This window comes from Megasphaera paucivorans, from assembly GCF_900103535.1.
Classification (GTDB): Bacteria; Bacillota; Negativicutes; order Veillonellales; family Megasphaeraceae; genus Megasphaera_A; species Megasphaera_A paucivorans.
Map to the genome: position 1 here is coordinate 120,304 of NZ_FNHQ01000003.1, position 14,501 is coordinate 134,804.

Here is a 14,501-nt window from a genome sequence, read left to right on the forward strand (position 1 = left end):
TGCCTTCTGTATAGTTTTTTATTCGTATTTTAAAAATATTATTGCAATGGTATTTGGTATATAAAATACCATTGCAATAATTGAACAGTAATGATATAATATGTATTATAAAAGGGTTGTAGATCATGTCACATATACCAGATATGATTTTTACTTACTGTTCCTTTTCTTACCGGAGAGAAGGAACAGCCTTATTAAAATGAGAATTGCTTATTTTTTTCTTTGGTTTCGTCAGTCTAGGTAATACAACAGACATAACAGATGCATACAAAGAAAGCAGCGCAGCAGCTGCAAAAACAATGCTCCAGCCAAAGGAGCTAGCAAGCAAGACACCTAATCCTCCGCCGAAGAGGGACGCGGTCCCTTTGGCACTGTTTAAAATTCCATAATTTGAAGCAGAATAGGTTGTCCCAAACAAATCGGCATTCACTGCCGGGAACAAAGAAAAAGCTTCTCCAAAGGTAAACATAATTCCTGCTAGGCAGGTTACATATACGACACTGCTGTGTCCTCCCAAAAATGGCAATAAAAATAAAAAAACTGCATTTAATCCAAAACTGATGTTCATCGTTTTATATCGTCCGACTTTATCCGAAATCCATCCCCAGAAAATTCTGGAGATGCCATTTGCAAAAGAATTAAGCGTAACCGCTAACATAATATAGGTAGTAGCTATTCCCATTTCCTTGCCAAACGGTGTGGTATTGGCAGTAACTATTAGTCCCCCCACAGTAATACCGAAGAACATAGACCAAATAAGCCAAAAATGAGGCGTTTTTACCATTTCCGACGGTTTAAATCCGATTTTTTCAGGATCTACAGAGGTATCTTGCTTAGCGGGGGCTTTTGAGTTTATAGGATAACGCAAAAGAAATGATGCAATAATGAGCACCACTCCTTGTAATATCCCCAGCCGCATAAAAGGAATGCCTATATCTCCCAATTCCAGCATACCAGAAATCCAGGGAATAAAAGGCATACAACCCATACCATACCCTGCCACAACTAATCCCGAACAAAACCCTCTTCTATCGGGGAACCATCTAACCGCAGCACTGACACTGCCTCCATATACAATACCGGCACCGGCTCCAGCTAAAGCGTAGAAAAAGTAAAGAGAAGCTACACTATGTGCTTGTCCCATCATCCCCCAGCCAACACCAACAAAAATCCCGGCCAACGCAAACATTCCCGATTGTCCCATTCTGTCAAACAAATACCCGGCAACCGGCTGAGAAAAAGTCTGCATGATAACATATATGGTAAAAGCATACTGTACAATAGATAAGGTACTGCCAACATTTTTAGCTACAGGAATTGCAAACAACGTCCACGCATATTGAAGATTCGCAATCATAACCATTGATACCAAGGCTACAATGAGCTGAAACCAACGATTTCCGATAACAGGACCATATGCCTTTAAATTTTCAGCTTTTATTTTATAAATATCAGACATATATGTTTCCTCCTTTGTACATTATTCAATTAATATGCAGTAACATAGTGATCCCGGATCAATTTGCAGTACACATTCAAGATAAAATCACTTTACCATTGAATGTGTACTGCAAACACTATTCCGGGATTAAATATATGATATTGCATCTATAAATTACATTTATATTTTATTCCCTTTCCTTATTCGATTGTTTGGCATACGGTGTTTTCTATACCAACTTCCCTCAATCTCTGATTTGCAAACTGCTGTAATTTTTCAATATGTTCTGGCTGTAAGTGTTTAAATCTGCCTTGCAGCTTGATGTATTCACTGACAGGTTTAAATTTAGCCGGCTTATACGTCAACTGATATTTTCCATTAACCAGTTCATATAACTGTATCATACCTGTTTCAACAGCCAATTTAGCAATTTTTATTGTTTTTTCAGCAGGAAAACTCCAACCTTTCGGGCAAGGAGCATGAATATGCAGGAACGCAGGTCCTTCGGCATTACAAGCTTTACGGACCTTATTCATCAAATCCAGCGGATATCCGATAGATGCTGTTGCTAAATATTTTAATTCAGGATGTCCATGGGCCATAACTTTTGTAATATCCTTCGGCATGAGTTTCCTTCCTTCCGGAACTACCGGACCCGCCGGAGTAAAAGTGGTCCAAGCACCATAAGGCGTTGTAGGAGATGCTTGAATACCGGTATTAGCGTATGATTCATTATCATAGCAGATAAATACGATATTATGTCCTCTATAAAATGCCCCTGACAATGATTGAATGCCTATATCACTTGTTCCGCCATCTCCCGCCATTACAATAATATTGGGATATTCAGCATCTGTTTTATGTTTACGAATCATCGCCTTAAATGCTGCTGAAATACCGGATGCAACACCGCCGCCGTTAGTAATTTGAGCATGTATCCAAGGTACCGCCCAAGGACCGCAGCCATAGCTTGTATTGGCAACATACATACACCCCGTAGGCCCAATAAAAATAGTGTTTTTGCCAGCCGCTTTAGCTACTAATCTGTATTGCAAGGCAGGTCCGCACCCCGCACAGGTACGATGGCCTGGAACATAATATTCTTCTACTGGTGCTTGCTTGATAGATTGAATTTGTTCTAACATTGAATTTTCCCTCCTTTTTTTTATAATTCAAAAGGTACCCAATAGCTTTCTTTTTCAACTTTTCCTGTCTTATTTATATTTTTAAGTATAGTAAACATCTGGTAAAATTCGTTTTGAGTAATCATGGATCCGCCTAACCCTGCAACAAATCCAATGGTTTTTACTTTTTCGTCATTGTTATATAAAGCAGCCCGGGCTTCTGTTAATAAAACACCGGATCCGCAGGAAATACCAAAATTAACGGAATTATCAACAACCCCTACTACTTTAAACCGTTTTAAGCATTCTCTAACCTGCTTTGTAGGAAATGGACGGAACGTGCGCAATCGAACTACGCCGACCTTTTCTCCCAGATTCCGTAAATGTTTGACTACATTTTTAGCAGTTACAGCATGTGCTCCCTGCAGGAAAAATACTATTTCCGCATCCTCTGTCATATATTCTTCCAACCATGGATCATACTGGCGTCCAAATATTTTCCCGAACTCATCATGCACTTCTTCAAACACTTTGTATGTATTTTCCACTGCTAAATGACGTTGATACTGCGTTCCCGGTCCCATTTCCGGTTCCATCTGCGCCCCAATAATCTGGGGATCTCGGGTATCCAAAACATGGTGGTTTTTATAAGGCGGCAAAAATTCATTTACTTGCTCTTGTGTCGGCACATCGACTTCTCCTAAAATATGAGAAACAAAATATCCATCTTGACAGGCATACTGCGGCAAAAGAACTCTAGGATCTTCTCCTATGCGGTAATACAACAATGTCATATCCAAAGCTTCCTGCGGACTGGCTGCCCAACCTTGAATCCAGCCTTGATCTCGGCAGCACAACGCATCCGTATGTTCAGAGCCAAAATCTCCGGGGGGGTCCAGCGTCCGGTCAGCAATTGCCATTTGTAAAGGCAGCCGTTCTCCGGAAATTGGCGAATACACTTCCATCGCATAGGTCACACCTACGCCGGAACTACCGGTAAAGGCACGTGCACCGGCCGCCGATGCACCATATACGACACTCAATTGTCCATGTTCTCCTTCACCAAGCACAAATTCGGCATCTAATTCGCCATCCGCTACCATCCGTGCCAACTCCGACATAATACCGGTATACGGCCGAATCGGATAGGAACATATGACATCAACATTAGCTAATTTAACTGCATTAGCAGTTGCAACACAACCAGACATTCTTTTTACATTTGTTTTCATCGTTTTATTTCACCTCCTGAATGGTATGCAGCTTACTCTTCAAAATCAAGTTCAGGGACTAAACTGATAGCTCCCACTGGACACATTTCAGCACAAAGACCGCATCCTTTACAATATTTAAGATTGAAAGTAATCGGACTCGTTTCAGTCATAAGATTGACACAGGAATCAGGACAACTGATCCAGCATAGCTGACATTCCATACATTTTTCAGCATCTAGTATAGGTCTTCTTGTACGCCAATTTCCGGTAATCATGCCTTCATTTTCTTTTTGCGGTGATTTTACAGTTCCTGCAAAGGGAATTTTTTCATATGCGATAGCCATGTTACAACACCTCCTTCAAAATTATGTTTATGCATACGTCTTAATCAAATCATGCACATTAGCAATAATAGCTTGGTCATATGCTTTTCGTGCAGCACTTTTATTCACAATGATATCCAATAAGTTGTTAAAACTTACAATACCCGTCGCTTTTACTATGGCCGCTGCCAATGGAGCTCCGATGCCTTTGCCGATTCCCGAAGCATCTGTAGCTCCTTCTGCTCCGGATAACGTGATAACGGATGTTGATAAATTGTTTGCATCTATTGTCACAATTTTAGCAAGATTTTCCGTATTGCTTTTTATAAATTTAAACAGATATTCCGGCGCTCTTTTACTATTGATGATCAAAGTGGCATTCGGTTTAATTCCGGCTAATATATCAACACCTTTTACCAACGTTTCTTCTGTAAGAACAACGATATCAGGAGCTTCGTTTTCATAAACATATTTAGACTCAATTGGATTGCTGCTGATTTTCCCATAAGCCCTTACCGGAACATATATACGATCGGGAAGGTCGACATAGTTTTCCCAGGCTTGAACATATTTACCTTCTAAAGCAGCTGCTTCAGTTAAGGAAACCACAACATCGCGGGCTTCTTTGTTTTCGTACACGCCTCGTCCCCAAACAGTAATTTGTTTTAATCCCGGTTCTGCAAATAAATCTTTTTTTATCATAATTTCCCACCTTCTTTTTTAAAATTATATAGTGTAATCTAGGAACAGTAACCTCAACGTTCGCCTCCTCCGCTATGAGCATATCCACGTAAATATTCACCTCCTTCGCTTCTTCTCATCGACCACTTGAGCTACTGCCTGAGCGAAAATTGGATACTCTATCTTGGTTTTAGTTCCTGTTTCTACTGTTTTTTTAAGTGCTATAAATGCAGCTTGATGACATATCTTAGCTAACTCAGCACCATTCATGCCGGCCGTTTCAACGGCTAATTTCTTAAAATCCATAGTAGAAGCAATCGGCAGTTTCCCGGCATGTATTTTCAATATAGCTTCCCGTGCTTTTAAATCAGGAAGCGGTATATGAATCACATATTCAAATCTCCCTTCGCGTAATAAATCCGCAGGAATCAACTCTATTTTGCTTGTCGCCGCTAATACAGTAACTCCCATCGTATTTTCAAAATTATCGAATTCGTTTATAAGTTGTCCGATACATGAATTAATAACTTCTTTTCCCCCATCAAAATAATGACAGCATACCCTATCAATTTCGTCAAAAAATATGATGCAGGGGGCACATTGTTTTGCTTTGATGAATATATCATGAAGAATCTTCTCTGCTCTGCCAGTCCATTGCGAGGTCAACGTAAGCCCGTTTACAGTAATAAAGTTTGCTTTAGTAAAATTGCCTACGGCTTTGGCAAATAAAGTTTTACCGCTGCCTGAAGTACCTGTGAGCAATACCCCTTTAGGAAGTGTAATATTATATTCATTACATAAATTAGGGTGATGCAGCGGTTCTTCAAATAAAATGCGCAAAACATTTTTAATGGACTCAAAGCCGCCAATATCTTCCCATCTTGCAGTCGGCGTATCCGTACAATATTCGCGTGTTGAAGATGGCTCAATTTCACGCATCGCTTGAATAAAATTATCCATAGAAATTTCAAATACAGGGATTGGTTCATCTGGTCCAATGTTAGATAAAACAACCCGCAAGGCAACCATGCCGGCTTCCTTGCATAACGCTGCAATATCAGATCCAACAAATCCATACGTAATATCGGCTAAATAATTTAAATCAACATCCTTGTTAAGTTTCATTCCTTTTGTATGAATTTGTAATATTTTAAATCTTCCGGCTTTATCCGGCGGCATAATAGCGATTTCCTTATCAAACCGTCCGGCTCTCCGCAGTGCCGGATCCAGTAAATCCCGCATATTGGTAGCTCCAATAACAACAACTTGTCCTCTGCTTTCCAACCCATCCATTAATGCTAAAAGCTGCGCAACAACTCGTTTTTCAACATCTCCATGAACATAATCCCGTCTAGGCGCAATAGAATCAATTTCATCTAAAAATATAATACTGGGAGCTTTACTTTTGGCCTCTTTAAAAATCTCTCTGATTTTAGCTTCACTTTCTCCGTAAAATTTATTCATTATTTCTGGTCCGTTTACATGAATAAAGTGCGCTTTAGTTTCTGATGCAATCGCTTTTGCTATTAAGGTTTTTCCGTTCCCGGTGGTCCATAAAGCAAAATGCCTTTAGGCGGTTCAAACCCCATTTGCTGGAATATATCAGGAAATTTAAAAGGCAATTCTATACTTTCACGTATTTTTTTTACTTCTTTAGTCAACCCGCCAATATCTTCATATGTAATCCTCGAGCCTGCATTACCGCCCTCTCCTTCAATAACAACTATCTTGGTGCCTTCGTCAATTTTTACTACTCCCGCCGGAGCGCTGCCACCTACACGAAATTCTATCTCATGATGTCCAAATAGTATGACCGACAACTCATCATCACTGATAATAGGAATTCCTTTAAGGATATTTTTAATTTCCTTCATATCAGTTTTTTTAGGTAAAAAAAACTGATCCAGCGGCGACAACATAATGGTAGTGGCTGGTTTTATATCTGCTTTACTGAGAATTACATTGTCATCAATTCCCACTCCTGCATTTCTTCTAATACCTCCCTCCATTTGGATAAAGGGTGATCCATAAATATCATTAAATGAAGGATATACTTTTGCAGCTGTGCATTTTTCCCCTTGAATAAGTACAACGGTGCCTGTATCTGCACCCAATATTTCCATATCCTCTCGATTAATCCTCACAATTCCCTTACGCAGATCTTCTGTTAACCCTTCTTTTACTTTTAATTTGACAGTATGGGGCACATTCACTTTTACTCATCTCTTTTGTATGATAAATAAATTTATTTTTTGGTATACCAAATGGTATACCAAAAATGGCTGTAAATTTCCATTTTATGAAGCATAACTTCATGTACTTGTTATCTGAAAAAATCTAATATGCCATTTCCAAAAATACTTCACTCGATTTTCTAATATGTTCCTTAGCCGAAATATACGATTTTTCACAATTATGGTGTCGTAAATTTTCAACAATTTCATTATGTTCCACAAACACTTCTTCAATACGGCCAGACTTAGTATACGATACCTTTGTAAATTTATTTATATATTCTCGAAGCGTACTGACAAAATAATATAAATGAGGACTTTGTGCTGCTTTATAAATACTTTCATGGAATTTTTTATTTAACAAAACAGACTTTGCTGTATTTCCTTTTTTTGATTCTTCCAATAACTTAAAATTAACAGATTCTAAATTTTTTAAATCACTTTCACCTATTTTTGAAGCGGCAATGCTGCAACACAAGGATTCTAGTACCATTCGGATCAATTGAACTTCTTTTACATCATCCGGAGTAAAACCCGAAACAAAAACACCTTTACGCGGCACATGTGTTACCAATTTTTCATTTTCCAGTTTTTGAATGGCCTCCCGCACGGGCGTCCTGCTTACTCTAAGTTGTCTAGCAATATCACGTTCTACAAGATGATGTCCCGGCTCTAATTTTCCATCAAGGATGGTTGTGCGTAAAATAGAAAATATTGAATCTTTAATACAATACGTATTATCAAAATTTATAGGTGAAAATTCACGTTCCATTTCATGCAGCCTCCTATCAAGATACTCGTTTCCAATGATTAAAGTCATTATATTCTATTTACTTGTATGCAAATTTGTTTTCTTAACATCATCATATCGAGCATATTTGGTATACCATTTGGTATACCAAATAACATTGCAAAATTACTTTTCTTTTTCACCATCGTCCTTATCTATGCCTATAACGTATCACTAATATGCCATTTTGTCAATACATAATTTTCCCTTTATTTCCTCAAATAATTCGCAAAAGAAAAACTACAATCAGCAGCCACTATGATACAGAAAAACATCAAAGTTCAAAAGAATGCCTGCTACCTACACGTTTGTTTAATATATTGTTTCGGTGTAACACCAAATCGTTCTTTAAATAAACTTATAAAGTGAGATATATTTTGATATCCTAATTCCCATGCAATTTCAGAAATATTTCTATTTTGTAACTGAATTTGATTTTCTGCATATGCCAATTTCAAACTAGTTAAATATTTATTAGGACTAATTCCCGTAGTTTGTTTGAATGTTAACAAAAAATTCCCTAAGGACATACGTTGGTTCTCCATTCCAATAACGAATCAATTATTAAAGAGTTCGCTTTTAAAAAAAAACAGTATCAAGACTTCTGATTAATACACCCGGATCTTTAGGCGGTATAGGAGCCTCAACTAATCTCATTCCAGCATTAACGCTAGGGTGTGGAGCTATTGGCGGTAGTTCTACTTCTGACAATGTAGGCCCGCTGAATTTAGTTAATATCAAACGAATGGCTTACGGAGTCAGAGAATTGGATGAAATAATATAAAAAAACATAAAGGACTCACGGCTATATGATCACAAAAAAGTTTCAATTTATTACCCTCTTTTTTCTTGAAAAGCGGACCCGTTAGTAAAATCTATCAAGCAAAGAAGACATTGAATCCTATCACAGGATAGCAGATTCAATGTCTTCTTTTGGCATATACCAATAAAATTAACTCAATATCCATCAATAAGTTTGTTTTTATTTTTAACAAAAACGAATGTTACCCTCTTTATTATTTAAACAATTTCAGCAAAACGTGTACTCTTTTATTGAACCCTAAAATAAGTTTGGTTATATCAATATCCCATAGCTGTTTTAACAATTTTCGCTTTTTCAGGACCAGCAAGTTTCTCAAGCAAAGAAAAGGCTACTCCGGCCGCTGTTTCCGGGCAATAGGAAGTAATAATATTATCATCAATAACAATCGGCTGATTGATAACATGCACGCCAAATTCCGCTAATTCCTTTTGCCTATATCCATTCTTCAAATGATACGTTGTTGCCTTACGTCCTAAAAGAACACCGCTTTTTCCCAAAGAAAGCGCTGCCACACAAATACTTGCAATCGGTTTTCTTTGAGAATTAAATTCTCGAATCACATTCAAAAATGTATCGTCAAAAGCTTCTTCATAAAAATGAAACTCTTCAAATCCTCCCGGAACGGCTAATGCATCGTACTGTTCCGTTGAAATTTCATCAATTGTTTTATCAACGATAATCGGCACATTAAAGGTACTGATCACGGTTTTAGTAAATCCACAAGTCTCGACCTCTATGGGAATTCCATAATCATTTCTGGCCCAGCCAAATACATCCACAAAAACACTAAACTCCATTGTTTCAAACCCTTTAGCTAATAAAAGCAATATTTTCATATTCGTGTCTTCCTTTCCTCACATACTAGCTCATTGCATATCCTTAAGAATAAATTCGTGTCCCGCAATATCTGCTGCTGATGCTTTATATAATTCATCTAAAAAAATTATCTGAAAATATCCCGGCCCCTCTGCTTTTTTCGCAGCACGCTTGCCTGCAACATTGTATATAGCCGCCCCCGTAAGCGCTGCAATAAAGGGAGATGCCACCGCTGAATACACTGCCATAACACCACCAAGAGAGCATCCTGCTCCTGTTATTTTTTCCATAAATACGGAACCTCCATAAGAATATGCACTCATGCTGCCATCTGTGATAAAATCAACTTCTCCAGACACTGCTACCGCCCCAGACGTCCAGCGCGCCAACGCTGCTGCAGCTTCCTCAGCATCACATACCCTATCAGTTGAATCTACGCCGCGTACTTTAGACTTGCCAGTACCACCCTCCAAACTCCACAGACCTGCCAATGCAATAATCTCCGACGCATTTCCGCGTATGATTGAAGGTTTATACTCTTTGAACCGCATCAGCATATTCGTGCGCATTTCACCTATACCAATTGCCGCCGGATCCAATACCCATGGTTTTTTATTTTCATATAGCGTCTTGGCTGTCAGCGGCAAACTTTCTTCATATAACGGGAACATAGTCCCCACATTAATATACATGGCACTGCCTGCTTTAGCTATGGCAGCCCCTTCATCAGGTAAATACACCATAGCAGCCGATCCTCCGACAGCCAATTGTGCATTAGCAACAAAATTAATAGTTACTGTATTTGTAATAGAACCCGCCATCGGTTTGATTTTTTTTACTGTTTTTACTGTTTCCATCATTTGTGTACGAATATCTTGCTGTATATTCATTTAAATCCTCCTCATTTCTATATAATTAAAGTTATATTTTTTATTTCCGTATGATCAATATACTCTCCGTAATTATTCCCTACCCATACCATTATACCCCATATCTTCACTTACTCTCTATATCTGGTTTATTATCATCTCCCCACTGCGACATAAGTTGCAAAATAGGAATAAGTGAGACCCCTTTTTCAGTCAGTGCATACTCTACTTTAGGAGGAATCTGGTGATATTCATTACGTGAAATTAATTTTTCTAATTCTAATTCTTTAAGCTGCTGACTCAACATTTTATGCGTAATATGAGGAATATTCCTCTTTAATTCTCCATAACGCTGAATTCCGTTATTCCATAATTTGTAAATAATCAGCCATTTCCACTTACCACCCACAATGGCTAATGTATACGCTACGGAACAATCACATTCATCTGGATTCCATTTCATAATGACTCTCCTTTTATATAGTATCTACCTAAAAAGTACATACTTTTATTTTAATAATAATAATTATATAATGATAAAAAAATAAACTATTGTCAATGATAACATGTCTGTATCGTTATCATACAGTTTGGTATATTGAAAATTTTAATCTCAGAAGCAATCTGGTAATATGTCAACTCTATAAAAGAAAAGGTTTCAAAAGGATTCCCAAAAAATGAGTACACTTAATAAGACTTTTCCTTCAAATTTCAAAAAAGAAAAGTATGTTCGAAAATATTAAGCTTGGACTACTCTACTAGAAGAGTAGAGCTGATGATTGGCCAGCAATCCAAAAATCAGTCGGACAAATTTTCGAGCGGTAAGAGCGAGTGCCCGTTTATGCTGATGAATTTTAACTTCATCATATTTTTTCTGGTAAAATGCAGCGAATTCACTACAGTGATTCTTCACATGACTGGTAGCTTCAATCAGGTAGTATCTAAGGTACGTATTTCCAGCTTTGGACAAGGGTGTATCGTCCGCTTGGAAATTTCCAGACTGGTTCTCTCTCCAGACGAGGCCAGCGTATTTTGCAAGTGCCTCTTGGGAGTTGAATGCATGGATATCACCGATTTCTGAAAGGATACCGGCAGCCATGACGGGCCCGATTCCAGGGATGGATAAAAGGCTTTGATACGCAGAGGGATCAATCCCCTTGAGCGTCTTCTCGATGGCCTTATTCACAGCCTTGATCTCAGTTTCATAGGTCGAGAGCAGTGTGAAGGATGAGGCGATGGAGACCGTTAACGGCTCATACAAACATTTATCCAGGCGATAGGAATTGCGGGCCGCCTGTTGAAGCAGAGAGGCTGTTTTTTCTGGGTCAGGGAACCGATTGTGTCCCTTTTCGCAGATATAGCGGATGAGGTCTTTTGTAGGCATTTCAATGATCTCTTCCGTAGAGAGAAAGTCGGTCAGTACCGAGGAAGCCGCAGCCCCGAAGCTATTGGAAAAGGGCTGTTCTTGCGCATCGAGCAGCGAAAACTCGCTGAACTTGAGGAAAATATTAGAAAGCATGTAGGCCTTTTCGCGTGTGAGCGCTTTGGCCAGATGCAGGCGATGCCGGGTCAGTCTTTGCAGAGCAAGGAACTGACTACCACGCCAAGGCTTGGTAGTAATTCGGTTGGCACGAGCGAAATCGGCGATGACAAACGCATCGACATAGTCGTTCTTGCCGAGGTCAATAAAAGATTTCTTGTAGTTTCTAATGGCCTTCGGATTCAAGCAGTATACTGCCGTGTGGAACGGAGCAAGAACTTCACAGGATGAGAGATAGTTCGCGACATGTACGCCGTAAAATGACGTAGATTCAAGAGCTACCACAAGGTGTGCAAGATTCTTACGGGAACGCAGATACGCTGCGAGTCGTTTGGCAAGTTCCACCGCACCGGATTGATTATTACCAACTGCAAAGCTTTGTAGCGGCTTCTGGGATTCAAAATCCAGGAGCGCGACGACATTGCTGCGAGAGCTGATATCGATCCCGACAAAAAGAGTAGAAAGAAGATCCGCCTTCTTCAAAGGAAATCACCTCCTTTTCGGCAAGAGTTGGAAAAGTGAATAAGGAATAATCCTGATCTTAATTGCTGACCGCACCCTCGCTAATAAGCATTCACCCGTGAGAGGCAACGTTGCTGGAAACCACTCTCGCCCAGGGACGCAACATCTGTGTAAGCGGTATTTGACAACTAAGGCAGGCGTCAAGCTTCTTGAGCAGTCACCGATAGGTGCCGCAAGGAGGAAAAGACGTAACCTTGACCACAAATCTCTAAAAGTAATTGTAGCATCAGGAGTTCCATATTAGAAGTTTTACCTTGTAAGAAAGGCGGAAATCTTGCTTACAAAATATATTATACGAGGAGGAATAGACATGAATTATCTAGCTTTTAACGGCAGCCCAAGAAAAGGCTGGAATACAGAAACAGTATTGAAATACTCAATGGAAGGTGCTGCATCGCAGGGGTTCCATACCGAGCTTATTCATTTATACGACTATGATTATAAAGGATGTCGAAGTTGTTTTGCATGCAAACTAAAAGACGGAAAAAGCTATGGCCGATGTGCAATAAAAGATGATTTGACTGCTATTCTCAACAAAATCGAAACGGCCGACGCCATAGTTATTGGCTCTCCTATATATTTCGGCGATGTAACAGGAGCCGTGCGAGCGTTTATGGAACGATTGTTATTTCCATATTTAGTATATGACAATATGTATTCTACTCTTTTCCCCAAAAAATTACCTGTTGGTTTGATATATACAATGAATGTAACGCAAGAAAAATTAGAAGCAGTTGGATACAAACAACAGGTAACACGTATGGAGCAAATATTTGAAAGAATTTTAGGCCCATCAAAATCATTATACATTACCGACACATACCAATTTGCCAATTATTCCCACTATGTTGTAACAAGCTTTAACGAAGAAAAGAAAGCAAAAAGAAAAAAGGAGGAATTTCCAAAAGACTGTCAAAAAGCATTTGATCTGGGAGTGAGTCTTGCCGTTCAGACACATACAGTCAATCCCTAATCTAAGATATTAGTTTTCCCTCTAATTGTATTTCTCCATTCATGGTATAACGCCTTTTAACTGATGCTGACTTTAGTTAAAAGGCGTTTTATCATACCGTATTGTCGCTTTATGTATTTTTATTATAATCGAGCACCTTTATATGCTTTTACTGTGTTTTTTTGTCTTGCAAAACTTTTTTTGCATAAAAAATCAAGTGTACAAATATATACAAAAAATATAAAAACACAAACAAACATAATTGTACAGTATTTTAAATTATCTACACTTTTAAAGTACAAATACGATATATTGTAATGATATCAATATATACATAAATTTTATATAAAATACAATAATAAACAAATAAATACAAAAGAATACTATGTAAAAATACTACGTAATTTGCTTTGTTCCCCTATCTTGAAATATAATATCCTAAGTTCAAAGGTAATGCATTCAGGCCATGTGCCCGGATGCACAAGACAGGTATTTCAGAAAGGGAAAGGTGAAAGAATGAGTAAAGGCAGTTTAGAGGGTATTGTAGTATTGGATTTGACAAGAGTACTGGCCGGACCGTTCAGCGGCCAGATTTTGGCGGATATGGGGGCTCATGTAATCAAGATCGAACAGCCCGTCAAGGGAGACGATGCCAGACATATGGGACCGTTCCAGAATGAAGAAAGTATCTATTATATTACCAATAACCGCAATAAAAAAGGGGTTACCTTAAACCTTAAAGCACCGGAAGGCAAGCAGATCTTCCTGGAAATGGTAAAAAAAGCGGATGTCGTTATGGAAAATTATCGGCCCGGTACCATGGAAAAATTAGGGCTGGGATATGACGTGCTGAAACAGACGAATCCCCGCATCATATATGGCAGCGTATCCGGTTTCGGCCATGTCGGCCGATACAGCCGGCGTCCGGGATATGATATCATCGCACAGGCCATGAGCGGCATCATGAGTACTACCGGCTGGCCGCAGACGGGACCGACAAGAACCGGTACCCCATTAGGCGACGTTCTGGGCGGACTGTGGCTGACCATCGGTATTCTGGGAGCTATTCAAGGGCGCAGCGTAACCGGGCAGGGACAAAAGGTCGACATTGCCCTGATCGATGCGGCGGTGGCAACCATGGCTAATATCAGCATGATCTATCTGACAGAAGG

15 protein-coding genes are annotated in these 14,501 nt (G+C 39.1%); 2 read left to right on the plus strand and 13 right to left on the minus strand.

The window, feature by feature from the left end; all coding sequences use genetic code 11:
• Window positions 1-169: 169 nt before the first annotated feature.
• The 13 genes from oxlT to BLR11_RS02625 all read right to left on the minus strand — a co-directional run bounded on the left by oxlT (window position 170) and on the right by BLR11_RS02625 (window position 12,338).
• Window positions 170-1,459 carry an oxalate/formate MFS antiporter gene (gene oxlT, locus BLR11_RS02570; RefSeq protein ID WP_091647923.1) on the minus strand — a complete coding sequence of 430 codons (1,290 nt, stop codon included), beginning with the start codon at window positions 1,457-1,459 and terminating at the stop codon, window positions 170-172.
• A 182-nt stretch (window positions 1,460-1,641) separates the two neighbouring features.
• A complete protein-coding gene (locus BLR11_RS02575) occupies window positions 1,642-2,586 on the minus strand; it encodes an oxalate oxidoreductase subunit beta (RefSeq protein WP_091647924.1) in 945 nt (314 codons plus the stop codon).
• A gap of 20 nt (window positions 2,587-2,606) precedes the next feature.
• A complete protein-coding gene (locus tag BLR11_RS02580) occupies window positions 2,607-3,797 on the minus strand; it encodes an oxalate oxidoreductase subunit alpha (protein ID WP_091647926.1) in 1,191 nt (396 codons plus the stop codon).
• A 32-nt stretch (window positions 3,798-3,829) separates the two neighbouring features.
• Window positions 3,830-4,123 (minus strand): 4Fe-4S binding protein, encoded by a 294-nt coding sequence (locus BLR11_RS14270; RefSeq protein ID WP_218118692.1) that lies wholly within the window; start codon window positions 4,121-4,123, stop codon window positions 3,830-3,832.
• A 27-nt stretch (window positions 4,124-4,150) separates the two neighbouring features.
• Window positions 4,151-4,804 (minus strand): oxalate oxidoreductase subunit delta, encoded by a 654-nt coding sequence (locus tag BLR11_RS02585; protein WP_218118693.1) that lies wholly within the window; start codon window positions 4,802-4,804, stop codon window positions 4,151-4,153.
• A 96-nt stretch (window positions 4,805-4,900) separates the two neighbouring features.
• Window positions 4,901-6,310, minus strand: a complete 1,410-nt coding sequence (locus BLR11_RS02590; protein ID WP_342707170.1) for an AAA family ATPase — start codon at window positions 6,308-6,310, stop codon at window positions 4,901-4,903.
• Window positions 6,310-6,996, minus strand: a complete 687-nt coding sequence (locus BLR11_RS14275; RefSeq protein WP_218118695.1) for a CDC48 family AAA ATPase — start codon at window positions 6,994-6,996, stop codon at window positions 6,310-6,312. Before BLR11_RS14275 ends, BLR11_RS02590 begins: the two co-directional genes overlap by 1 nt.
• Before the next feature lie 124 nt (window positions 6,997-7,120).
• On the minus strand, window positions 7,121-7,789 hold the full coding sequence (locus tag BLR11_RS02595; RefSeq protein WP_091647928.1) for a GntR family transcriptional regulator: 669 nt from the start codon (window positions 7,787-7,789) through the stop codon (window positions 7,121-7,123).
• A gap of 314 nt (window positions 7,790-8,103) precedes the next feature.
• A complete protein-coding gene (locus tag BLR11_RS02600) occupies window positions 8,104-8,337 on the minus strand; it encodes a helix-turn-helix domain-containing protein (RefSeq protein WP_176762842.1) in 234 nt (77 codons plus the stop codon).
• Window positions 8,338-8,887: 550 nt separating this feature from the next.
• Window positions 8,888-9,466: a DJ-1/PfpI family protein gene (locus BLR11_RS02610; RefSeq protein WP_091647931.1), complete on the minus strand. Its 579-nt coding sequence runs from the start codon at window positions 9,464-9,466 to the stop codon at window positions 8,888-8,890.
• A gap of 30 nt (window positions 9,467-9,496) precedes the next feature.
• The gene (gene thiM / locus BLR11_RS02615; protein ID WP_091647933.1) at window positions 9,497-10,336 is read right to left on the minus strand and encodes a hydroxyethylthiazole kinase; all 840 of its coding nucleotides are present in this window, start codon (window positions 10,334-10,336) and stop codon (window positions 9,497-9,499) included.
• Window positions 10,337-10,442: 106 nt separating this feature from the next.
• Window positions 10,443-10,778, minus strand: coding sequence for a winged helix-turn-helix transcriptional regulator (locus tag BLR11_RS02620; protein WP_091647935.1), 336 nt, complete (start codon window positions 10,776-10,778; stop codon window positions 10,443-10,445).
• Between the two features lie 276 nt (window positions 10,779-11,054).
• Window positions 11,055-12,338 (minus strand): IS110 family RNA-guided transposase, encoded by a 1,284-nt coding sequence (locus BLR11_RS02625; RefSeq protein WP_091647937.1) that lies wholly within the window; start codon window positions 12,336-12,338, stop codon window positions 11,055-11,057.
• A gap of 349 nt (window positions 12,339-12,687) precedes the next feature.
• Here BLR11_RS02625 and BLR11_RS02630 point away from each other — a divergent pair, with 349 nt between their 5' ends.
• Both BLR11_RS02630 and BLR11_RS02635 read left to right on the plus strand, forming a co-directional pair.
• A complete protein-coding gene (locus BLR11_RS02630) occupies window positions 12,688-13,350 on the plus strand; it encodes a flavodoxin family protein (protein ID WP_091647939.1) in 663 nt (220 codons plus the stop codon).
• 495 nt (window positions 13,351-13,845) lie between these two features.
• Window positions 13,846-14,501, plus strand: a 656-nt coding sequence (locus tag BLR11_RS02635) for a CaiB/BaiF CoA transferase family protein (protein ID WP_143006389.1), incomplete at its 3' end; no start/stop codon positions are given.